22 protein-coding genes are annotated in these 23809 nt (G+C 45.2%); 18 read left to right on the top strand and 4 right to left on the bottom strand.

Annotated features, from left to right (window positions below; all coding sequences use genetic code 11):
• Positions 1 to 3: 3 nt before the first annotated feature.
• The 8 genes from rfbC to MKY35_RS23655 all read left to right on the top strand — a co-directional run bounded on the left by rfbC (position 4) and on the right by MKY35_RS23655 (position 5881).
• Positions 4 to 537, top strand: a complete 534-nt coding sequence (gene rfbC / locus MKY35_RS23690; protein WP_190298101.1) for a dTDP-4-dehydrorhamnose 3,5-epimerase — start codon at positions 4 to 6, stop codon at positions 535 to 537.
• Entirely contained in the window at positions 534 to 1454 is a 921-nt protein-coding gene (locus MKY35_RS23685) for an NAD(P)-dependent oxidoreductase (protein ID WP_342444967.1), read from the top strand. The genes rfbC and MKY35_RS23685 overlap by 4 nt, the downstream gene beginning before the upstream one ends.
• Positions 1408 to 2646: a class I SAM-dependent methyltransferase gene (locus MKY35_RS23680; RefSeq protein WP_340957061.1), complete on the top strand. Its 1239-nt coding sequence runs from the start codon at positions 1408 to 1410 to the stop codon at positions 2644 to 2646. The genes MKY35_RS23685 and MKY35_RS23680 overlap by 47 nt, the downstream gene beginning before the upstream one ends.
• Before the next feature lie 168 nt (positions 2647 to 2814).
• Positions 2815 to 3204, top strand: coding sequence for a flagellar protein FlaG (locus MKY35_RS23675; protein ID WP_340957059.1), 390 nt, complete (start codon positions 2815 to 2817; stop codon positions 3202 to 3204).
• Positions 3205 to 3219: 15 nt separating this feature from the next.
• Entirely contained in the window at positions 3220 to 4680 is a 1461-nt protein-coding gene (fliD, locus tag MKY35_RS23670; RefSeq protein WP_342444966.1) for a flagellar filament capping protein FliD, read from the top strand.
• Positions 4681 to 4699: 19 nt separating this feature from the next.
• Positions 4700 to 5104, top strand: coding sequence for a flagellar export chaperone FliS (gene fliS / locus MKY35_RS23665; RefSeq protein ID WP_342446698.1), 405 nt, complete (start codon positions 4700 to 4702; stop codon positions 5102 to 5104).
• Positions 5097 to 5432: a hypothetical protein gene (locus MKY35_RS23660; RefSeq protein ID WP_342444965.1), complete on the top strand. Its 336-nt coding sequence runs from the start codon at positions 5097 to 5099 to the stop codon at positions 5430 to 5432. Before fliS ends, MKY35_RS23660 begins: the two co-directional genes overlap by 8 nt.
• Positions 5433 to 5683: 251 nt before the next feature.
• Positions 5684 to 5881, top strand: coding sequence for a cold shock domain-containing protein (locus MKY35_RS23655; protein WP_013373372.1), 198 nt, complete (start codon positions 5684 to 5686; stop codon positions 5879 to 5881).
• Between the two features lie 160 nt (positions 5882 to 6041).
• Here the strand turns inward: MKY35_RS23655 and MKY35_RS23650 are convergent, their stop codons facing one another.
• From MKY35_RS23650 to MKY35_RS23640, 3 genes are read right to left on the bottom strand one after another with little or no spacing between them, the layout of a single operon-like run.
• Positions 6042 to 7016 carry a DUF11 domain-containing protein gene (locus MKY35_RS23650; protein ID WP_342444964.1) on the bottom strand — a complete coding sequence of 325 codons (975 nt, stop codon included), beginning with the start codon at positions 7014 to 7016 and terminating at the stop codon, positions 6042 to 6044.
• A gap of 45 nt (positions 7017 to 7061) precedes the next feature.
• Positions 7062 to 7481, bottom strand: coding sequence for a DUF11 domain-containing protein (locus tag MKY35_RS23645; protein WP_342444963.1), 420 nt, complete (start codon positions 7479 to 7481; stop codon positions 7062 to 7064).
• The gene (locus tag MKY35_RS23640; protein WP_342444962.1) at positions 7456 to 10203 is read right to left on the bottom strand and encodes a hypothetical protein; all 2748 of its coding nucleotides are present in this window, start codon (positions 10201 to 10203) and stop codon (positions 7456 to 7458) included. Before MKY35_RS23640 ends, MKY35_RS23645 begins: the two co-directional genes overlap by 26 nt.
• Before the next feature lie 432 nt (positions 10204 to 10635).
• On the opposite strand from MKY35_RS23640, the gene raiA reads away from it, so the two are divergent.
• The 5 genes from raiA (at position 10636) to MKY35_RS23615 (ending at position 16680) form a co-directional block, all read left to right on the top strand.
• Positions 10636 to 11190: a ribosome-associated translation inhibitor RaiA gene (raiA, locus tag MKY35_RS23635; protein ID WP_029514571.1), complete on the top strand. Its 555-nt coding sequence runs from the start codon at positions 10636 to 10638 to the stop codon at positions 11188 to 11190.
• A 413-nt stretch (positions 11191 to 11603) separates the two neighbouring features.
• Entirely contained in the window at positions 11604 to 14054 is a 2451-nt protein-coding gene (secA, locus tag MKY35_RS23630) for a preprotein translocase subunit SecA (protein ID WP_039271459.1), read from the top strand.
• Between the two features lie 229 nt (positions 14055 to 14283).
• Positions 14284 to 14418 (top strand): hypothetical protein, encoded by a 135-nt coding sequence (locus tag MKY35_RS23625; RefSeq protein ID WP_258012365.1) that lies wholly within the window; start codon positions 14284 to 14286, stop codon positions 14416 to 14418.
• A 151-nt stretch (positions 14419 to 14569) separates the two neighbouring features.
• Positions 14570 to 15683 (top strand): peptide chain release factor 2 gene (prfB, locus tag MKY35_RS23620; protein WP_342444961.1). Its coding sequence is split into 2 segments (ribosomal slippage): positions 14570 to 14641 and positions 14643 to 15683, totalling 1113 coding nucleotides; the frame shifts between segments, so codons are not numbered across the junction.
• A gap of 97 nt (positions 15684 to 15780) precedes the next feature.
• Positions 15781 to 16680, top strand: coding sequence for a YitT family protein (locus MKY35_RS23615; RefSeq protein ID WP_069010671.1), 900 nt, complete (start codon positions 15781 to 15783; stop codon positions 16678 to 16680).
• A 99-nt stretch (positions 16681 to 16779) separates the two neighbouring features.
• Here MKY35_RS23615 and MKY35_RS23610 read toward each other — a convergent pair whose 3' ends face one another.
• Positions 16780 to 17694, bottom strand: coding sequence for an SMP-30/gluconolactonase/LRE family protein (locus tag MKY35_RS23610; protein WP_342444960.1), 915 nt, complete (start codon positions 17692 to 17694; stop codon positions 16780 to 16782).
• 417 nt (positions 17695 to 18111) lie between these two features.
• Here MKY35_RS23610 and argC point away from each other — a divergent pair, with 417 nt between their 5' ends.
• The 5 genes from argC (at position 18112) to argF (ending at position 23775) form a co-directional block, all read left to right on the top strand.
• The gene (gene argC / locus MKY35_RS23605; RefSeq protein ID WP_342444959.1) at positions 18112 to 19161 is read left to right on the top strand and encodes an N-acetyl-gamma-glutamyl-phosphate reductase; all 1050 of its coding nucleotides are present in this window, start codon (positions 18112 to 18114) and stop codon (positions 19159 to 19161) included.
• A gap of 105 nt (positions 19162 to 19266) precedes the next feature.
• Positions 19267 to 20493 carry a bifunctional glutamate N-acetyltransferase/amino-acid acetyltransferase ArgJ gene (gene argJ, locus MKY35_RS23600; protein WP_342444958.1) on the top strand — a complete coding sequence of 409 codons (1227 nt, stop codon included), beginning with the start codon at positions 19267 to 19269 and terminating at the stop codon, positions 20491 to 20493.
• A gap of 119 nt (positions 20494 to 20612) precedes the next feature.
• Positions 20613 to 21452: an acetylglutamate kinase gene (gene argB / locus MKY35_RS23595; RefSeq protein ID WP_342444957.1), complete on the top strand. Its 840-nt coding sequence runs from the start codon at positions 20613 to 20615 to the stop codon at positions 21450 to 21452.
• Positions 21453 to 21507: 55 nt separating this feature from the next.
• A complete protein-coding gene (locus tag MKY35_RS23590) occupies positions 21508 to 22770 on the top strand; it encodes an acetylornithine transaminase (protein WP_342444956.1) in 1263 nt (420 codons plus the stop codon).
• Positions 22771 to 22818: 48 nt separating this feature from the next.
• On the top strand, positions 22819 to 23775 hold the full coding sequence (gene argF / locus MKY35_RS23585) for an ornithine carbamoyltransferase (protein ID WP_342444955.1): 957 nt from the start codon (positions 22819 to 22821) through the stop codon (positions 23773 to 23775).
• Positions 23776 to 23809: the final 34 nt, after the last annotated feature.

Raw genomic sequence — 23809 nt, 5'->3', positions numbered from 1 at the left:
AGGATGAGGTTTATAGAAACGGAGTTATCGGGGGCTTTTTTAATAGAACCGGAGCTTTTAATTGATTCGAGGGGACACTTTGCTAGAACATGGTGTCAAGAAGAGTTTAAATCACACGGTTTGGAATGTGAATTTGTCCAATGTAATGTTTCTTATAATCGCCGAAAAGGGACACTGCGAGGATTGCATTATCAAGCATCTCCATATGAAGAAATAAAATTGGTCCGTTGCACAAAGGGATCTATATATGATGTCATCGTTGATTTAAGATCAGATTCCCCCACGTTTAAACAGTGGTTCGGCATAGAACTATCCGAGAAGAATTACAAGATGCTCTACATTCCAAAAGGTCTGGCGCATGGATTCCAAACTTTGTCTGATGATACCGAGGTTTTTTACCAAATGGGTCAAGTTTACAATGAAGAATACGCAAGAGGTGTAAGGTGGAATGATTCGGAGCTTGATATAACCTGGCCTCAAATAGATGAGAGAATTATATCAAAAAAGGATTTAGGATATGGAAGTATTAATAAATGAGTCGGATAATTGTAACTGGTGCTAATGGTTTTATAGGGAGTCATGTTATAGATGAACTGGAGCTTAGAGGATGGGATATATATGCAATTACCTCAAATATTAACAATAAAATTAACACATCGAAAATTACTTGGTTGGAAGCAAATTTACTCGATAATGACCAGCTTGAGGAAATATTCTCTTTAGTCAATTTCCCTACACACCTACTGCATTTAGCATGGGATACTACACCAGGTCAATACTGGAATTCTTCTGCAAACCTTAAATGGGTAAAGGCGAGTCTGTCTCTATTTGATATGTTCCGTTCTGTTGGCGGAAAAAGAATTGTAGGAGTAGGCTCCTGTGCGGAGTACGACTTGAGTTATGGAGTATGCAAAGAGTATGATACCCCCTTAGATTATAATACTGTATATGGATCAACTAAAAATTCATTAAATCATATGTTGATGTCATATTCAAAACATTACGAAATCTCAAGTTCATGGGCCCGGATTTTTTATGTGTATGGTCCTCGTGAACATAAGCTACGATTAGTTCCTTCTATAATCTCAGCTATGTTAGGGGGATTGAAAGCAAATTGCTCTCACGGACAGCAAATTCGTGATTATTTGTATGTTAAAGATGTAGCACGAGCGGTGGTGAAGCTCTTAGACAGTGAAGTAAGTGGCCCTGTTAACATTGGTTCAGGCACGCCAATACGCCTATCGGAGATTATCTATAAAATTGCTGATATTATTGGTCATAAGGAATTAGTCCATCTAGGAGCTATCCCAACTTCAGTGGATGAACCTAAAATTGTTTTAGCGGATATAACGAAGCTGAAAGGAAGTACGGATTGGAATCCTTTATTTACTTTAGAAGAAGGATTACATGAAACTGTCCAGTGGTGGCAATTTAATCTTAATGGGGGCAAGTAAGGTGGATAATATTAGCTGTCCAATATGTAAATCAACAAATATAGCAGCAGTTTTAACTCGTAAAAACATCCCTGTATATCAAAATTTGTTGATTAATACCTCGGAAGATGCGAAACAGATTCCAAAAGGCGATTTAGAGATCGTCAGGTGTATAGATTGTGGTTTTGTTTATAATTGCATCTTTGATGCAAACAAAGTTATTTATAATAGTGCTTATGAGAATACACAGTCATACTCTTCTTATTTTGATGATTATTTAAATGATCTAGTGAATACGCTTGTTACTAAAAAAGGCGTATGTAACATGAATATAGTAGAAATTGGTTGCGGAAAAGGTTTTTTTCTAAAAAAATTAGTTGAGGCCGGCGATAATTATGGATATGGATTTGATCCAAGCTACATTGGACCTGAGGTGGACCTCAATGGCAGATTAAGATTCGAGAAGAGACTATACGATGAAGAGAGTGTTCACATTAATGCAGATGCTATTCTGTGTCGGCATGTTATTGAACATATTCCTAATCCTTTAATATTGCTCAAGTCTTTAAGAAAGACACTAGTACATTCTCCAAATGCTAGGGTATTTTTTGAGACGCCATGTGTTGACTGGATTTTTAATAATAAGATAATGTTTGATTTTTTTTACGAGCATTGTTCTTATTTTAATAAATATTCGATTTCTAAAGTATTTGAATTGGCTGGATTTGATGTATTAAGTATAGAACATATTTTTAATGGTCAATACATGTGGGTAGAAGCTAGGCCAGTAGAAGGCGCGAGAAACGCACAAAATACAAATTACTCAGAATGTAGTGACACAAGCAGCATTGATTTTACCCAAAACGAAGTCGAGTGGAAACGAAGAGCGCTGAAGCAGTTTTCTGAATATTCTAAATTAGGAAAAACTGCTGTTTGGGGGGCGGGGGCTAAGGGCGTAACATTGTTAAATTTAATTGATCCTGAGTTAAAATTTATTGATTGTGTAATAGATGTCAATCCAAATAAAGTAGGTAATTATTTGCCTGGAACAGGGCATGAGATAGTTGGGATAGAAAGCTTAAGCAATAAGGGACTGTCAACAATTATAGTAACGAATTCGAATTATCTTGATGAGATTATAAAGGTAGTTAAACAAAAAGAACTTAAAATCAAACTTGTCGATATTGAGAATTGGTATACTCAGCAGGTATGACATTTTTTTAGTTTTAAAGAGCGGGGACTGCTAAGAGATTGTCATATATATCCTGAATCCAGGAAGTGAATTCATAAAAATGATTTCTCTGTATGAATGGATATCCTATTCAATCTTCAACCTCACTAACCGATAAATATAATAAATAATTCCATCGGGGGATGAACGATGAATCTACAGTTTTCACTTTCTACCAATGCGGCAAGTTCCACGTCGAGTACGAGAAGTCAACTAAGTGATTCAGATGTTACTCAGAGCAGCATGCTTCTGCGGGCAGCAAAAACCGGGATTGATTTAAGTAGGCTTGAACAGCAAGGAGTTAGCATTTCGCTTGGGGACGAACAGCTTATTAAGGCGATAGATCGAGCCGTTAAGGCTCTCCAGGGCCCTACAACAACCTTGGAAATGAGTGTACACGAAAAGACGCATCAGATTTTGGTTAAAGTTCTCAATAAGGATACAGGTGAATTGATACGTGAAATTCCTCCTGAAAAAACACTTGATCTTGTTGCGAAAATGATGGAAATAGCAGGAATCCTAGTAGACGAAAAAGCTTAAGGAGGTAATTATATAATGCGTATTAACGGATTTTCGGGGATGGATATTGACAGTATGGTCACAAATTTAATGACTGCCAAAAAAGCCCCATTAAACAAGTTGAATCAACAGAAACAAATCTTGGAATGGACACGGGACAGTTATAGAGAGTTAAACAGCAAAATTGTTGATTTCAGAACTAAGCTTTCGGAGTTTAAGTTATCATCAGCGATGAATACACAACAGGCGGTTGTATCGGGAAATACGACCGCAATCAAAGCAGACGCAAGTGCTAATGCGAGCGGTGCGGCGATGGCTGTACAAGTTACAAGTCTCGCGCAAAAGTCGAATATGACAAGTGGAAGTAAGTTATCGACTAGCTCTAGTGCAGATGCTACGCTAACAACAAAAATTGGAGATCTATCCACCAGTACAGGTGCTGCAGATTATACAGTCACCATTAATGGGAAATCTTTAACCTTTTCTAGCGACAAAACTATAGCTAATGTTATTAATACAATTAGTACGGATGCCGATATGAAGGTTAATGCGAGTTTTGATGAAGTATCCGGTAAATTTTCCATCACATCAAAAGATTATGGAACGAATCTTACAGATGGTTCAGGTACTTTGAAAACATTATTGGGCATGGGTACAATACAAAACGCTACAGCAGGAACAGTAAAAATTAGTACGGACGGTGGTTCAAGTTTTAAGGAATTTACCACTAATAACAATTCTCTTACTGTCAATGGTATCACGCTCACCCTTTTATCAACGAACACATCTACAGATCTTGCGAGAATTCAAACTCAAACAGATCCAGCTAAAGCGCTAGATACGATCAAAAATTTCGTTCAAAATTACAATGACTTACTCAATACCTTTGGTTCGAAAGTTAAAGAGGAAAAATACCGTGATTATCAGCCACTTACAGATGAACAAAAGAAAGACATGAAAGAGAATGATATTACACTTTGGGAACAAAAGGCTAAAAGTGGCCTTCTCAAAAACGATAATATCCTATCCTCTGCAGTCTCCTCGATGCGTTCAGTGATTACAGGAAGTCTCGGTGATCTAAGCGCAATAGGCATTACAACTGGACAATACTATGAAAATGGAAAAATATATATCAATGAGGAGAAGCTCAAGGTTGCTTTACAGAGCGACCCTCAAAAAGTCATGAATATTTTTCAGGGTAGTGCAGACGGCGCTACTCCAGGGATATACAGTAAAATCAGTGACGAAATGAACGGAACATTGGACTTACTAGCTAAGAAGGCAGGTACATCCAAGTATAGTTCTGATGTAAATAGTATATTTAAAACAGAAAGCATTATGGGCAAACAGCTTGCGGATTACAATAAACGAATTTCTGACATGAAAAGCCGGCTTAGTGATATGGAAACACGCTATTACAAACAATTCTCAGCCATGGAAGAAGCAATGAATAAATACCAATCCCAGTCGTCTAGTCTGACAGGTTTGTTAAAATAGATAGTAAAGGATGAGCGGATTGATTACATCTCCTTATGAAAAATATCGGCAGTCTTCGGTTCAAACCTCTACTCCTTCTCAACTTGTAGTTATGTTATATGATGGAGCCATTCGTTTTGTTAAGGCAGGGCTGGTTGCTTTAGACTCTAAGGACTATCAAAAGGTTAACCTAAACCTTGGTAAAGCACAGACCATCATTAGTGAGCTTATGTCGACGTTGGATCACTCCTACGATATTTCTAAAAGCTTGTTTGCTCTCTATGAATACATGAATTATCTTTTAATTCAAGCCAACATAAAAAAAAGTGCAGATCCAGCCAATGAAGCTCTAGGATATCTCACCGAATTACGCGAAACCTGGTTACAGGCAAGTAAGTTGACGACTAGCGTTGCGGATACAGCGATAGGATCCAACCATGGATGAGCTTATCGGCCAATTGGAGAACCTTACTGCTGATTTAATGAATCGACTGAATATAACATCTTATGAAGAGATGGTGAGATTTGTTGAAAGTCGTCAGTTGCTAGTGAATGAACTAGAGGACCTTCTTAAGCTAAGTGCTGCAGACGTAGGACAGACCGATCGTATAAAGAATCTTTTAGGTAATGATACTGCCATCATAAGCAGAATGAATTTCTTAAAAGGAGAAGCAGCCGACTGGCTTCAACAGCGTAACATGGCCAAAGTTCAGCGCAATGCCTACGAAACCGCCTATTCTTCTGATGCCATTTTGATGGATCGCCGAAAATAAAAATATTTTCCCTAACCCGCTTAACCTGTTTCAGCATACAGGGAAGCGGGTTATTACTATATTATAACCTCTATACAATCATTAAGAATTCAGTGTAACGATATTCAACTGTATTAGCAGGAGGATATTGATGGCAAATAAATGTATGAAAACATTATCAATTCCAATTGACAATGGATAAGTTTGGGTGGTATAGTCGAAAATGTGGGCGAGAGCTTCACTTCATTTGATGACGAAGGGAATGTTAGTGCATGCAAGGTAAAGTAAAATGGTTTAACGCAGAAAAAGGTTATGGTTTCATTGAAACGGCTGACGGCGGCGACGTATTTGTACATTTTTCCGCAATTCAAACAGAAGGCTTCAAAACACTTGAAGAAGGACAAGACGTGGAGTTCGACATTGTCGAAGGCGCACGTGGACCACAAGCCGCTAACGTAACCAAATTATAATCATCCCCGGCATAGCCGACCTACATAATTGGTAAGATGGTTAGCAATGGATAACACGCTAGCAACTGCCTTGGAATATATTCCAGGGCTTTTTTTGTATTTTCTAATTACATAGAAAAGCCCCTTACCCAGTGGTAAGGAGCTCAAAACAATAGAACGTTTACTCTAGAGAACCATCAAAGTCAGCCATTTCCACAAAAATGGTATTGGAAGAGGCAGATTGTTTCTCTACGCTTCCGTCTGTATAACGGAATTGATAGCGCAGGATGACCTGGGCAATCAGATACGCGCGGAGCGCGGACTCGATGTCGAAAGAGAATACGACGACTGCTTTGTGGTTTGGATCAAGCCGACCTAATGGAATACCTTGGAGCAGGTTAGGATGCGGAAGTGGCACAGAATTCACGGTGACAGTTCGTAGCAAAATGAAATCTTCGGCTGCAAATGGTGCAGTGAGCAAGAGCTCTTCCAGTGGGGTATTTCCGATGTTTTCCACATGGACCGTAAAGGACAGGGTATCTTCTTGTCCGACACGCAAAGCGCTGGAGCTAAGCGTAAGTTTAGGGATGGCTGCAATAACGGTCACGCCGACGGTGTTGGTCTGGGAGGTTTCCTGAATGGTCTCTCCTCCACTACGACGTGAGGTATATTCGATGGTGGCCTGGTTGCTGAATATTCCATCTGCAGGTGCTTCACGGATTTGTGCCTGTAACGTAAGGGTAAGCGTCTCCCCTGCTGCAATATCCGGGAGCGTGATACCTGCGGCAGGATTAGCGCCTGGCTGTGCTTTTTCTTGAATAGTCAGGCTGTTGGGTACATAAATGAGTCCATGCGGCAATGGGTCCGTGAACAGCGGATACTGCGCTGGGATTCCCCCTTTGTTAGTAATCTGTATGGTGAAGGTGAGTGTGTCGCCTACAGAGGCATCCGTGGTACTCACCTTTTTAACTAATTCGAGCAGTGGGAATACAACTGGGATCGTAACGGTATTGGTATTCAATGTCCCCGATACGACTCTTCCTCCAGGTAACGTAAACGAGTAGGCCAAGGCAGCTTGATTTGCGATGTAGCCGGATGGAGGCGTCTCTAATACGGTCACTTGATAAGTCAGTGTCAATGACTGTCCAGGTTCCACTACCCCAAGGCTAACACCGACAGCAGGATCGGCTCCCGACAGTGATTAACCGTTCAACTGTATGCTGTCAGGAATCAATAGAGTCCCGGCAGGAATGAAATTTTGAAGTGTAACTTCGGATGTTACGTTTCCAAAGTTGTTGAGCAGTACCGTATAGGTAAGATTTTCTCCTGCGATGGCCTCCGTATTTTCCGTGGAGATACTTGCGGCAAGCTGTGGATCGAAAACAGCTATAGTCACGGTATTGCTGGTAACCTCGCTAGCACCGTCACTGCCAGCATATTGAAGCCGCACGCTATTGTTTAGACGTCCTCCGAGAGGCAGAGACTGAACGTTCACGCTGTAGGATACATCAATTGTCTGTCCTGCCTGCAAGCTGCCGATAAATAATGGTTCACCCGGCTTGCTAGAAGCAGGTGGAGAACCGCTAATTCTCAAGCTATCCGGGTTTATGGATGGTTCCATTCGGTACGTAATCGGCTAACACTACATCGGTAATGACCGAGCCTCCATCATTAACAAGAGTCAACTGATAAGGCACAGCATCGCCTAATGCGATAGTAGACACTGTTGTGCGTAGCACGGCTGACAAGGCTCCTTTAGCAGTAGGGGCTACTTTAACCGAGACAGAAGGTGAAGCAGTTACCAGATTCGTGCTTCGTCCGTCCGGCAGCTGGTAGGAGTAAGCCAGCGAAGCTTGATTCACCAGTGTGCCAGACTCGGAGGCACGAACGACAAGCGCGGAGAAGACGGTAGTCGTTTTTTCTCCTGGTGCGATGGTGCCTAGGGCAATGCCTTGCCCTGGACTGACGCCATATTGAGGGATTCCATTAACCGAAACAGAGCCAGAAACAAAAGAAAGCTCCGATGGCAGTGAGTCCGTTAACAAGCCAAATGCACCGATATTCCCAGTATTTTCTGCAATGATGGAATAGGTGATGCTTTGACCTGGCTGTACGCTCTCCGTGCTGGCTATTTTCGTCAGTTTCACTACAGGCTGAAGTAAGGCAATGGTGACAGCATTGGACAAAACGGCACTCGCTTCTTCACCATTTGAGAGTAACAAGCGTGCCTGATTCGTACGTGGTCCTGGCTGTTCTGTCGCTGTGATACGGACATCAAAGGATATGACAGTCTTGGAATTCGCTTCTAACGGTGGCAAAGGTATACCGGTGCCGGGATCGCTTTCTGTTACCGTAGATCCATTAATCTGAACTGAACCTGTAATAAACTCGATGTCTTCTGGCAAAGTATCCAGCAAACGGGCATCTTGCACGGTATTTGTATCCTCGTTGAAGATCACGAGTTCATACGTCAAGGTTTCGCCAGTAGTGGCGAAAGGTGAGCTTACGCTTTTACTTAATGTGATGTCTAGCGGTGACACGGCAACCTCAACAATGTTGGATAAACGGAAACCGCCTGCCTCTCGCCCATTTGGTGCATTAAAGCGATAGTCTACCTCGGCCTGATCAACCAGCAGTACGGTTGCAGGGATGGAAGATACCAGCACTTGGAAAGTGACAGTTGCCGATTGTCCTGGTGGTATGGCTGGAGTCGGGATGCCGGAAACCGGGCTTGCACCGGGAGCTGCAATGCCATTAATCGAGACGGTGTTGGGAAGGAATACAGAGCCGTCCGGAATATTGTCGCTTACAGTAGTTGAGGCTGCAATGTTACCCGTGTTGGATATTTGAAACGTGTAAGTAATCGTATCTCCGACTGTAGCAGCCGTTGTATTGGCACTTTTAACAATCCCAATGACGGGCTGGTAGATCGGTGTACTGGCAGTGTTGGACGGAACGTTGCCAGAAATGACAGGCCCTCCAGGTACAGTTTGGAAGGAAAAGGATGCGGATGCCTGATTACCCAGCTGGGTGTTTGCTGGCAATGAAGTGACGGTTGCACGGAATGTAATGGTCACCGTGGAAGCAGGAGCTACACTGCCCACTGTGATACCTGTAGCGGGATTGGCCGTTGGCTGGGCTGTGCCCGCGACAACAACACTGCCAGGTACGAAGGTAGCCCCGGCTGGTATGGTATCGGTAAGTACTGTGTTGGAAGCACTGACGAGCCCCGTATTCGAAATGTTAACCGTATAGGTAACTGTATCGCCAATAACCAAGCCTGTAGAGCTGGCAGTTTTGGTCAGGGTCACCAGCGGAGCATTGATATCAATTTGAATGGCATTGGCATTTACAGTGTAAATGTCGCCATTGGTTGTCAGCTGGAGAACACCTGTGGTTTGACTGTTGAGCAGCGTGGAGGAAATATCGACATTGGTAATGTCCCAGCCTTGCCGTCCGCCGATTACCTGCGTCCCAGGTGCCCCATTTACAGCATTAGTTGTACCGAAGGTCCCGGTCGTGACTAATGTACCGTCATCTCCGTTTATTTGCGAAGCGAAAAAATTAGTCGAAAAATTATTAGGCCCAGACAGCGCAGTCAAACTGGATGTGGTAGGTCCAAACAACGCACGGTCACCAGTGATGTCCACGTCACCCTCTTGGGCGCTAATCAGCGCCCTGCCGCGTAAAGTCCCCTGTACGGGCGTGGCAAAGCCACTCACCACCACATTGACCGAGCCTGTAGCGGTACTGACCCCTTCACCACCTACACGCAGCGACAGGTTACGGAAGGGCAGAGATGGGTTATTGTACACTACGGCAAGCGTCCAGCCAGCATGGTTGGTGTTGGTGGAATCCGGAACCGTGATGGTGCCCGTCACATTTCCGACCGTGTATGCCCCTGCACCGCCTTGAATGACCAGATTTGTGACATTCGCTGTTCTCACATAGGTACTGAGACTGGTGACGTTGACTGATGTTGCAGATTCAGGGCTGACCGTGGTAGATAAAGCAGGTGTCTGAAATGTGACCGGGTTACTGGCGCTGGACAATACATTGGTGCTGCCGTTGGCATAACTTCCTCCCCAAATAAGCTCAGCATACAGCACCGTACTGCCCGCAGGGAGCACAAGAAATGCTGTCGATGAGTTACTGGTAAAGGTAGAAGTCGTGCCGAATGGATACGTGCCGAAGCGAGAGGCTGTATTGGTTGTGATGAACGCGCCAATGCTGGTCACTGTTCCCGGCACTCCTACCGAATTAGAGCGTGCCAGCCCAAGTGTATTCCCTATAAAGGTGACAGCCCCCGTCTGGTTCGTTACGTAACGCTGAATAAAAGCCATGGATTAGCTTCCTACTTTCCATCTCTTCCAAATCCGTTATCTTGAGATCTCCGTATAGGAAGAGCCAGCTAGGCTGGGTGTAATAATCCTTTCGTATAAATTGTCTGGGTTGTAACCAGGCCTTGCATACCGCACAAGTCCATGTACCTGTTCAGCGGGAAAGGGACACCCCCTTTTTTGATAAAATCGCTTAGCATGAAGCCCAAAATAGTTGTTTGTCATGACGTCAGCGGAGCAATATTCGTATATGCACTCATTATTCACATATGTATGCAAGTCGATTTTAAACATACCTGTTTTCAAAGAATGACGTTATGGGAAGCGTTTTAGCGAAAAAAGAAGAATTTTGTAAAATAGATTCGAAATTCGGCCTCTTTTTTTACTTGGCGTTAACATATGTGCTATACTGAAGGGGCAAAGGAGGCGTGCCCTATGAACTTAACAGTACGAGGTCAACAGATCGAGGTTACCGACGCTTTGAAGGACTACGTTGATAAGAAATTCAGCAGACTTGAAAAGTATTTCGATGCACCCCCGACGTCTGATGGAAGTGTAACGTTAAGCACAACCAGAGATTTGCACACTGTAGAAGTAACCATTCCTTTGCCGGGGCTTGTACTCCGTGCCGAAGACGAGAGCGATGACATGTATGCATCCATTGATGCCGTGGTAGACAAGCTTGAACGGCAAATTCGCAAGCACAAAACCAAGCTAAACCGAAAATTCCGTCAAGAAGGCAGTTTGAAAACCCTTTTTGTGGAAGATCCGGCAGGTGGCGTGGCTGTTGCTGAAGATGCAGAACTGGATGAGCTGGAAGTTGTCCGCACCAAGCGTTTCTTATTGAAACCTATGGATGTGGAAGAAGCTATTCTTCAAATGAACATGGTTGGACATAATTTCTTTGTGTTTTCCAATATTGACAACGAAGAAGTTAACGTAGTTTACAAGCGCAATGATGGTAAATACGGTCTGATCGAACGGCAATAGCCTGTGAAGTAGGAACTTTTCACATTTTAAAATGAATAGAACGATTTCGATTGAAGCATGCTTCATGGATATTAGGAAAATGAAAACAACACGAGCCTTATCCTTGCGAACCTGGCGGGATAAGGCTCTTTTATATGTTTTTTTTGTGAAAGTAAGGAAATTTAAGCTTGGATAAGTGTAATCAAGTTGTGTATTTCGTGCGTCAATTGTTTTGGTATCTTTAACCGGATGCAAATCTGGAGGCTGCTTGTGTTGCGGCATGTCCTACAAACTGTTACAATTTATGCAAAGAACATCGCACGATGGGCTGGTACAGCCGGGCCTGTCAAACATATCGGGAATCAATTTCATCATGGACCCTTTCTTATTGTGAAATTGATTCTATTAATTGTTTTGCGCGAAAGGGGTAAACCATGCTAGGAATTGTTAAGAAAATCTTCGGAGATACCAATGAACGTGATGTCAAGCGTTTAATGAAGACGGTTGAACTGATCAATAAGATAGAGCCGGATTTCGAAAAGCTCTCGGATGAGGAGTTGCAAGCGAAGACGGTGGAATTTAAAGCTCGGGTCGAACAAGGGACTACGGCTGAAGAAATTTTGCCAGAAGCTTTTGCTACTGTTCGCGAAGCGTCCAAACGGGTGCTGGGTAAACGTCATTATGACGTACAGATGCTCGGCGGTATTGCGCTGCATGAAGGTAAAATTGCCGAAATGAAAACCGGTGAAGGTAAAACACTGGTAGGAACACTGCCGGTTTATTTGAATGCTCTGTTGGGCAAAGGCGTGCACGTGGTTACGGTCAATGACTATTTGGCGCAACGTGACAGCGGAGAAATGGGACAAATTTATAACTTCCTAGGAATGTCCGTAGGGCTTAATTTGGCCAACATGGATCATGCCGCCAAGCAGGCAGCATATGCTTGTGACATCACATACGGTACAAACAACGAGTTCGGATTCGATTATCTGCGCGATAACATGGTGCTTTACAAAGAGCAGATGGTACAACGTCCGTTGTACTTCTGTATCATTGATGAAGTGGATTCCATTCTCGTCGATGAAGCTCGTACACCATTGATTATTTCAGGACAAGCTCAGAAATCGACCGAGCTGTATTTTGCGGCTGACCGTTTTGTGAAGAGCCTGAATGTTGAAGAAGATTACACTCTGGATATTAAGGTGAAGTCGGTTGCTTTGACCGAAAACGGCGTATCCAAAGCTGAAAATTTCTTTGGTCTTGAAAACTTGTACGATCAGGAAAGTGTTACAATCAATCACCACATTGTACAGGCATTGAAAGCTAATGCTATTATGCGTTTGGATGTGGACTATGTCGTGGCTGACGGTGAAGTCCTAATTGTCGATGAGTTTACAGGTCGTTTGATGGCTGGACGTCGTTACAGTGATGGTTTGCACCAAGCTATTGAAGCAAAGGAAAACATCATTGTACAAAATGAAAGCATGACATTGGCGACAATTACATTCCAAAACTATTTCCGTATGTACCGCAAATTGGCGGGTATGACGGGTACAGCTAAAACAGAAGAAGAAGAATTCAAAAAAATATATGGTCTGGAAGTGCTCCAAATTCCGACGAATAAGCCTAACCAGCGTGTAGATATGCCTGACATAGTGTACAAGAGCGTGAAAGGCAAATTCCATGCTGTGGTAGATGAAATCCTGGAGCGTAACAAAAAGAACCAGCCGATATTAGTAGGTACGGTTTCTATTGAAAACTCGGAGCTTCTTTCTGAAATGCTGAAACGCAAAGGCGTTCGTCACAAAGTGCTTAACGCCAAGTATCATGCTGAGGAAGCTGAGATTATTTCCCGTGCAGGTGAAGCAGGCGCAGTTACCATCGCTACCAACATGGCCGGACGTGGTACTGACATCGTGCTGGGTGAAGGCGTATCAGAACTCGGTGGTTTGCACATCATCGGTACAGAACGTCATGAATCCCGTCGTATTGATAATCAGCTCCGCGGACGTGCAGGACGTCAGGGTGATCCGGGCTCCACACAGTTTTACTTATCGCTGGGCGATGAGTTAATGAAGCGTTTTGGTGCGGACAATGTACTGAATATGATGGAGCGCTTGGGCTTCGAGGAAGACCAACCTATCGAGAGCCGTATGATTACACGTGCTATCGAATCAGCTCAAAAACGCGTCGAAGGCAACAACTTTGATCAGCGTAAAGTCGTTCTCCAGTATGATGATGTAATGAACCAGCAGCGTGCTATTATTTACAAACAACGCCGTGAGGTGCTGGAATCAGAGAACATCAAGGAAATTGTGTTTGACATGATCAAGCCTGTCATTGAGCGTGTAGTGGAAGCTCATTGCGGTGATGACATTCCTGAAAACTGGGAACTTGAAGAAGTAGCAGAGTATGTGAATAACAACCTGCTTGAGGAAAATACACTTACACGTGACGACCTGTGGGGCAAGGAAAAAGAGGAGATCGTGGATATGATCTTCGAAAAAGTTACCAACAGATACCACAGCCGTGAAGAAATGATTGGCGAAGATATGGTACGCGAGTTCGAGAAAGTTATCGTACTGCGTGCGGTCGATAGCAAATGGATGGACCATATTGATGCTATGGATCAATTGCGTCAAGGTATTCACTTGCGTGCTTACGGCGGTACCGATCCTCTGCGCGAGTATCAATTTGAAGGCTTCGAAATGTTCCATGCTATGATTGCTAGCATCCAAGAGGAAGTAGCGACATACATCATGAAAGCACAAATTGAATCCAATCAAGAGCGTCAGGCTGTCATCGACGAAGACAAAATCTCGACGAGTGGTGAACCTGCGGCTCCTAAAAAGAAATCCGCTCCTTCGCGTCCGCGTAGAAAATAACGGATTGAAATTAAGGGAGAGATCTTGAGATACACTATTCCCTGCAGTGCATATAATGGCAGGCGGCAGTTCAACCACTGACCGTCGGCCATTTTGTGCCATACAGGGGATGCACTGATGTTTTCAGCTTATAGCGTTTTTGTTGGAGGATCGGTTTGATATCGATGATGGTTAATTGCTCTTAAATTTTTTGAAAACAATTATGACAAGCAAGCGGGTCTTAGCTTGCTTGTCAGTTAATTCAGCTCTTGACTCGGCTCACATACCTGAGCCGATTATCTATAAGTCGTTTGACTTTACGGCGGTTGGTAGCGAAGCGGAGGATTTGAATCTGGAGAAGCGTCAGCGTTCGCCTTTGCAGTGAGATGCCCACCTTTGAGTGTGTTAATCCAATCAAGGGCATCTCGCTGCAACAGCGATCGTAAGATCAAATCATTCGCGCAGCGCCTACCCACCAGCCGTAACTCACAACGCTTTTACTTCCCCTAACCATATATTAAAAGGAGAATGACAGCATGATTGATCCAAGTGTAAAGCATGATTTGCGAGAAATAGGCAAGAAACTAACAAACCTTAGGGGGTCTCTTTGACTTAGATCTCAAACAGGAAATGATCGCAAACTTTGAAGTAAAGATGGCTGCACCTGACTTTTGGGATGATAATGATAAAGCCCAAGGTGTAATTACAGAAATGAACGCTGTTAAGTCTTCAGTAGACAGCTATGAACAGCTTCGTCAGGAATACGAAGACGCTGGCATGATGGCTGAGCTGGCTGATGAGGAAGGCGATGAAACACTGGCTGGAGAAATCGAGAACAGTGTCAGTTCTCTGCTGAGCAAGCTTCAGGAGTTTGAGTTGCAATTGCTTTTGAATCAGCCGTATGACAAACTTAATGCCATCCTGGAGTTGCATCCGGGAGCAGGCGGAACGGAGTCCCAAGACTGGGGACAAATGTTGCTACGGATGTATACGCGCTGGGCTGAAAAACGGGGCTTTAAGGTAGAGACCCTGGATTATCTAGCGGGTGATGAAGCAGGGATTAAGAGCGTAACCCTATTGATCAAAGGTTATAATGCCTATGGTTATTTGAAAGCGGAGAAAGGCGTGCATCGGCTTGTTCGTATCTCTCCATTTGATTCCTCCGGCCGTCGGCATACATCGTTCGTATCCTGTGATGTGGTGCCTGAAATTGCGGATGATGTGGACGTTGAGATCCGCACGGAAGATCTTAAAATTGATACGTACCGGGCCAGTGGTGCGGGCGGTCAGCATATTAATACGACCGATTCAGCCGTTCGGATTACGCATTTACCTTCCGGTATTGTCGTGACTTGTCAAAATGAACGTTCCCAGATCAAGAACCGAGAGCGTGCCATGACGATGCTCCGTTCCAAGCTCTACGAGCGTAAGATCGAAGAGCAGCGTCAGCATTTGGATGAAATCCGCGGAGAACAGTCCGATATTGCATGGGGCAGTCAAATTCGCTCCTACGTGTTCCATCCATACAGCATGGTTAAGGATCACCGTACTAGCGTGGAAACTGGCAACGTAGGAGCTGTCATGGATGGCGATCTCGATCCCTTCATCGATGGTTACCTGCGCAGCCAAATTAAGCTGGACGCAGAATAATAGCCTGTACGTTTTCCTACAGTCCGCAGACCATGTGCCTGCAGACTGTAGGAATTTTTGTGTAATGGTATTTTTTAATTAAAGGAGAACACGAATGATGCCTCAATTGAATCCTCCCGCTGCTCGCCGAAGACGACGCAAGCCTCTGATTGCCGCCAGCGGACCCGCACGCAACGTGACCGATATTTTGCTGATTATACTCGGCTCTTTCATTACAGCGCTGACCTTTAACATGTTCTTGCTCCCAAACCGGATTGCATCCGGGGGGGTATCGGGCTTGTCTATCTTGGGCGAGGAGCTGTTTGGCCTGGAACCAGCCTATACGCAGTGGGGAATGAATATTCCATTATTTATAGCAGGGGTCCTGCTGTTAGGGAAAAAATACGGTTTGCGTTCTCTGCTGGGAAGTATTATGCTGCCGCTATTCGTTTATGTTACGAAGGATTGGGCAGTTCCGACAACCAATCCGTTGCTGGCTTCGCTATATGGTGGAATCGGAGTAGGATTGGGTTTAGGTACCGTGTTTCGGGGCAGGGGCTCGACGGGTGGACTGGCTATTTTGGCGCAGATTATTCAAAAATATACGGGTTTTAGTCTTTCTCTCTGTGTCATGTTGATGGATGGCACGGTGATTACACTGGCTGGTTTTACCCTCTCGCCAGAACGGGCGTTGTACGCGTTGATCGGCTTGTTTGTAACGGGCAAGGTCATTGATGCCGTGGAAATGGGATTGGGCTACTCCAAAGTGGCTTACATCATATCCAATCAGAAAGAAACGATCACGCAGGCTATTTTGCAGGATTTGGACCGAGGATTGACAGAGCTGGCAGGACGGGGCGGTTACACGAACGAAGAACGTCCTGTGCTTATGGTTGTAGTCGGACAAAACGAGGTAACTCGCCTTAAAACGCTCGTCCGCTTGGTAGACCCGGAAGCTTTTGTGATAATAAGTAATACTCGTGAGGTATTGGGTGAAGGGTTTAAGAAGGAAAGCTGAAACAAAGAGGGCCTTCTGGAGGCATGCTCTTAACTGAATCCATGCAGGAGAGCCCACTAATATAGTAGGCTCTTCTCTCTTCAGCATGCTTTACTAGATTCATTTTACTAATCGTTCAAGCCAATTTGCCGTTTGTCCTTGATTAAAATACGAGGTAGGCGTTCCTTTTACCCCTGTTTTGACCATAAATAGGCCGCCTGCTAATGGTTGATCGGCACTATCATCATCTTGAGCAGTCGTAATATATAACTCATCCAGCTGTTCACCGCCAAAAGCGCACGAAGTCACACAATTGACGGGAAGTGATACCTCAGCAATTACTTCTCCATGAGCAGGATGGATACGGGAGACACGTTTACCACCCCATCTCGCGACCCACAACATGCCCTCTGCATCGATTGTCATGCCATCTGGATACCCTTCACTTTCATCCAATCTAGCCACCAGTTGCTTATTCCTAATAGTTCCTTGCACCACATCGTAATCGAAGGAGACGACCTCCAATGTTGGAGTATCAATGTAATACATTGTACGATGATCTGCGCTCCAGGCTAATCCATTAGATATGGAAGCTTTATCAATCAGTAAGGAGACATGGCCTTTAGTGTTCAGACTATACAATGCTCCTTGCGCATGTTCGCCATTTAGACTCATGGTTCCTGCTAAAAAACGTCCGGCAGGATCGCATTTTCCATCATTAAAACGATTACCTAGTCTACCTTCCTCAGGATCATGAATTAATACTTTGGCCCCTGTCTCAATATCTAAACAATATAGACCGCTAATCAGCGCTACGATCACTTTATTTTTGAGATAAGGTACAACTGCACCAATATGTTCACCAACATTTATTGTACGATCTGTGCATGTAGAAGGATCGTAGATATGCAATTGAAGGCCTTTAATATCGACCCAAAATAAACGTTGAAACCGCTGATCCCAGCTGGGACCCTCGCCTAACTTTGCTTTTGCATCTATAACGATATTCGCTGTATATGTTTCGATCTGTAACACCCCTAACGTATAGGTTTATTTTCGACCCCAATTATCCGCTTCAGCGGTTCCTCTGAGCAGATTCACTAGATGCAGCCCATGTGATTTCCTCTTGTATGTAGTGCTACATGTACTCCCTTCATGTTCAACAAGTCCATAAAGTGCAGCAAATGACCAATCGAGATGAACTCCAATAAGTGAGATCATGTAAAGGGAATATCCCCCTTATTCTTTATGCAAAATGGCAAGCTGTATTCAAAAAGTTCGCTGTCCATTTTTTATTCCCTTTATTATAGCTCGTACAGCTTGTCCGTCAAAAGAATAGACAGGAGCGCATATTTTAAATTAGGGGGAATAACATGACATGAGGTGTTGTATTTATATAAATAGAGTCGTATAATAATACATATTTCATACGAACGGAATGGAGGAAGGTCTGTGAGCAGCAAGTTAAAAGTGGCAATTGTCGGTTCCACCGGGTATGGCGGGGTGGAGCTGATTCGTTTTTTGGTTCATCATCCGCAAGTAGAGATTGTATCTGTTATTTCTTCGTCCAGCGCGGGTGTCCCAATCAGTGACGGATTTCCACATCTGACGGACATTGTAGTGCAGGATTTGGACGGTGTCGAAGTCCACGAAATTGCTGCTAAGGCCGATCTGGTTTTCACTGCTACGCCATCGGGCGTTAGTACCAAGTTAGTGCCGCAGCTTCTTGATGCCGGACTGAAGGTCATTGACCTTTCCGGGGACTTTAGGCTCCGAAGCGGGGAAATGTATGAAGCTTGGTATAAAAAGCCTGCGGCTTCACCCGAATATCTCAAGCAAGCGGTATACGGACTCAGTGAGGTGTATGCAGAAAAGCTGGCGGGCGTTTCTTTTATTTCAAATCCGGGCTGTTATCCGACTGCAACATTACTGGGGATTATTCCTGCGCTGAAAGCGGATTGGATCGACCATCGGTCGCTGATTGTGGATGCCAAATCCGGGGTATCCGGCTCGGGTAGGGGAACAAGCCTCGTTTCGCACTATGCGGAAATGAACGAGAATTTTAAGGCTTATAAGGTGAATAAGCACCAGCACATCCCTGAGATCGAACAGGTGCTGGGTGATATTGTGGGCGAGGACGTTACGATTACGTTTACAACACAACTTGTTCCCATGACCCGAGGAATTATGAGCACGATTTATGTCACGCTGAAGGGTGATCATACAGATCAAGATCTTATCGGGTTATACCGGGATTATTATAAAGGCCATCCTTTTGTCCGTGTACGTGGCGAAGGTATATGGCCAGCAACGAAGGAAGTAATGGGTTCGAATTACTGTGACATCGGTTTTGCAGCAGATACCCGAACCGGGCGCCTTACGATTATTTCTGTCATTGATAATGTTGTGAAGGGTGCCGCAGGGCAGGCGATTCAGAATTTAAATTTGATGATGGGATGGGAGGAGAACCTCGGGCTGGGCTTCATACCGGTATATCCGTAAGTAGCAAGTAACTGCAACATGGATACGGATAGCGGCAGCGAGCGAGCATTTGGAATACAAACAGCTGCCATTCATCGAATATGTTGCGAACGAGGGCACATAATTATGGGCAAAGTAGAGTTTACAGTAGTAAACGGGGGTAACATCGTAACTCCGCGTGGTTTTACAGCCGGAGGATTACACTGCGGGCTAAAAAATTCGAACCGCAACGATATGGGCGCGATTCGTTGCGAGGTAGAAGCGACAGCTGCTGCGGTGTACACCACCAATGTGTTTCAGGCTGCACCGCTGAAGGTGACCCGCGAGAGCTTGGCAGATGGTCGATTGCAGGCAGTAGTGGTGAACAGCGGAAACGCCAATGCCTGCACGGGACAACAAGGAGAGAAGGATGCCTACGCTATGCGTTCGGCTGCGGCTCATGAACTGGGTGTTGCTGAGAGCAATGTAGCCGTCGCCTCGACAGGCGTGATCGGCGAGCATTTGAAAATGGATTGTGTGCTTGGCGGTATATCCTCCTTACCTGACCGTATGAACGGGGCAAACGATGGAGCAGAGCAATTTACGCAAGCCATTCTGACAACGGATTTGGTTAAAAAGGAAGCGTGTGTGGCGATTGAAGTGGACGGTGTGACCATACACATCGCCGGGGCGGCCAAGGGATCGGGCATGATACATCCGAATATGGCAACGATGCTCGCTTTTATGACCTGTGATGCAGTAATCGAACAGACGGCGCTTCATCAACTATTAAAGCAGGCAACGGATGCTAGCTTTAATATGATTACGGTGGATGGGGATACGAGCACGAACGATATGCTAATCGCCATGGCCAGCGGACTGGCTGGCAACCGTGAACTGCACGTAGGGCATCCCGATTGGGACGCTTTTGCCGAGGCGTTCACCTATATCTGCCGAGAACTGGCGAAGGCAATTGCTCGCGATGGAGAGGGTGCTACGAAGCTAGTAGAGGTGTCTGTAAGCGGAGCGGTAAGCGATGCGTCCGCTCAAGCGATAGCCAAGACGGTGGTTGGGTCCAGTCTGGTCAAGTCAGCCGTCTTCGGAGCAGATGCGAATTGGGGACGGATTATTGCGGCCGTAGGGCGTGCTGGAGAGCCAGTTAATCCAGAAACGGTAGATATTCGCTTGGGTGATATTGTTGTGCTAAGCCAATCAAGTCCGGTCGCTTTTGATGAAGAAGAGGCGCTAGCCTATTTGCGGGGAGATACGGTGCAAATTATTGTTGACTTGCATCACGGGGACGGAACCGCTACAGCGTGGGGCTGCGATCTAACCTATGATTATGTGCGGATTAACGCAGCTTATCGGACATAGATACCAGAATAAAATACGGATTAAATTAAGGATAGTATTTAATAGAAGCAAAGAGCGGATATAAGTCCAGCATCATTTGAAAATTGCACGGATATGCAGAGAAGAAAAGGAGAGATGATATGCAATCGGCAGTGGAACACGCGGATCAAGCGAATCATGCGGGAGTGGCACGTCGTAATTTTGTGATGAAATGTGGAGGAAGTACGCTGGCTGCGTTACCTGATTCCTTTTTTGAAGATTTGGCGCGTTTGCAGTCGGAAGGTCTTCAACCTGTCATTGTACATGGCGGTGGCCCTGCGATCTCCGACAACTTGGCGAAGCTGGGGATCGAAACAGAGTTCATTCATGGATTACGCAAAACGACCGAACCCGTGCTGGATGTCGTGGAGATGGTACTGGCGGGTAGCATTAACAAGCAGATTGTACGTAGAATAGGGCTGCATGGGGGCAGAGCGTTGGGGTTGTCAGGCAGTGATGGTTATTTAATCGAAGCCAAGCCTGTGTCGAATGCTGCTGAGGTCGGTTGGGTCGGAGAGGTAACATCTGTTCAAGCCTCGATTATTACAGGTGTCCTGGATATGGACTATATGCCTGTTATTGCCCCCATCGGGATTGATCGTACTGGTCAGCGTTACAACATTAATGCGGATACAGCTGCGGGTGCGGTAGCCTCTCATCTGGGGGTCAGTCGGATGATCGTCGTTACAGATGTACCAGGCATATTGAAGAAGTATGGCGGAGAAAAGAAAGTGCTGGACTCTATCACCGTACAGGAGATTGAGGATATGATCAGCACAGGTGAAATATATGGGGGTATGATCCCGAAAGTGAGAGCGGCTATTGCCTGTATCCACGGCAAAGTGAAGGAAGTCGTCATTGTGAACGGTAGCGAACCGCAGGTACTAAGTCGTGTGCTAGGCGGAGAATCGATTGGAACACGCATCGTGCGTATGCAGTAATTGTAATATATATAGCTCGACCTATATAACCAAACGATAAAGGAGCGTGAACATAATGAGTAAGGAACCGAATACGCTGGTGAGCGTGGAAATGCCAAGTACGGATGGAAGCGAAGTGCAAACGGAAAAGGTGTCGGCAAAAGCGCAGACAAATAGCTCTCTTTTTCCAAACTACGCAAGATACCCGCTCACCCTGGTGAAAGGGCAAGGAAGCTGGCTGTGGGACGATCAGGGCAAGCGTTATCTGGATTTCATGTCAGGCATCGCCGTTACTAATCTGGGCCATGCGCCTCAAGCAGTAGCTGAACGATTGAAAAAACAGATCGATGAATTGTGGCATGTATCCAATCTGTTTCATATACCGGGGCAGGAACGGGCAGCTGCCTTGCTGACAGCCCATAGCAGCGCAGATGCTGTGTTCTTCTGCAACAGCGGGGCCGAAGCGAACGAAGCTGCAATTAAGCTGGCGCGTCGTTACCACCAGAAGGTAAAGCAGACCGGTCGCTACGAAATTATTACGTTCACGCAATCCTTTCACGGACGGACGCTGGCAACCTTGACCGCTACGGGTCAGGACAAAGTGAAAGAAGGCTTTTTACCGCTTCCCGCCGGATTCAAAAGCGTTCCGCTTCATGATCAGGCTGCGCTCGAAGCAGCCATCAATGAGAATACAGCGGCAATTATGCTGGAAATGGTGCAAGCCGAAGGCGGCATGTATCCGGTAGACCCTGCTTTCGTAGATGTAATCACAAAGCTGTGCCGCGAGCATGGTTTGCTGCTGATCATTGATGAGGTGCAAACAGGTATGGGCCGGACGGGCAAGCTGTTTTCCTTTGAGCATTATGGTATAGAGCCGGATATCTTTACATTGGCGAAAGGACTGGGCAGTGGGTTCTCTGTGGGTGCGATGCTAGGTAAAGGATATTTGCGTGAAGCGTTCACAGCGGGCAGTCATGGTTCTACCTTTGGAGGTACGCCACTTGCTATGGCAGCGGTTCAAGCTACTATTGAAACGATTATTGATGACAAGCTGCCAGAACGTGCAGCTGAGATGGGAGATTACCTCTTCCATAGTCTGCAAAAGCAGCTTGGTGATAGTTCTTTTGTAAAGGATATTCGTGGAAAAGGTCTGATGGTCGGCATTGAGTGTGTAGAACCGGTAGCGGAGCTTGTTTTGGCAGGACAGAAGAAGGGCATTCTGTTCATTACAGCAGGACCAAACGTGATTCGTCTGTTGCCTAACTTGTATGTAACGAAAAACGAAATAGATCAGGCTGTAACATGGATTGCTGAATTGATTCGGGAGCATGTGGCTTAGTGTAAAGGTTAAATTATCCTAGACTAGAGTGTAAAAGGAGACGATAGCATGAGCCAGGGCGGCGCACTGCAGCAGATGAATTTGAAAGGACGGGACTTCCTGGAGCTGGACGATTACTCGCCAGAAGAAATCCAGTATTTAATTGATCTCGCTGTTGAAATTAAGCGTAAGCATAAAAACAGGGAAACCTATCAGCCGCTAAAAGGGAAAACGCTCGGACTGATTTTCGAGAAATCCTCTACACGTACACGGGTATCTTTCGAGGTCGGTATGTATCAATTGGGCGGGCATGCCCTTTTCCTCAGCAAAAATGACATTCAACTGGGACGCGGCGAACCGATTAGCGACATGGCCCAAGTCATGTCACGGTATCTGGATGGCATTATGATTCGTACCTTTGGACACGATAATGTCGTAGAGTTGGCACATTATGCGTCCGTTCCTGTGATCAATGGATTGAGTGATTTGGCGCATCCGTGCCAAGTGCTAGCTGATTATCAAACCTTGTATGAGCAAAAGGGTAAGCTAAAAGGGCTCAAATTGGCTTATATCGGAGACGGTAACAATATGGCTCATTCTCTCTTGATTGGGGGAGCGAAGCTTGGAGTGCATGTGTCGATTGCAAGTCCAGCTGGATACGAGCCTGACCCGAGTGTGGTCGCAGCTTCCCGTGAAATTGCCAAACAGACAGGTAGTGAAATCGTTATAACCCAAAATCCGCAGGAAGCGGTACAAGATGCGGATGCGATCTACACAGATGTGTGGGCGAGCATGGGGTTTGAGGAAGAGCAGAAGGAGCGGGAGCTTGCTTTTGCCGACTTTCAGGTGAATGAAGAGCTGGTCAAGCTTGCAAAGCCGGATTATTTATTCCTGCATTGTCTCCCTGCGCATCGTGGGGAAGAAGTGAGCGCAGGCGTAATCGATGGTCCGAATTCGGTCATCTTTGATGAAGCAGAGAATCGTCTGCATGCGCAAAAAGCGCTGTTAGTTGCTTTAATGGCATAAGATTGATAGGTATTGATAGGTAAAGAAGATAAAG

This window comes from Paenibacillus sp. FSL L8-0638, from assembly GCF_038593075.1.
Classification (GTDB): Bacteria; Bacillota; Bacilli; order Paenibacillales; family Paenibacillaceae; genus Paenibacillus; species Paenibacillus polymyxa_D.
This window is presented reverse-complemented; position numbering and strand designations above follow the sequence as displayed.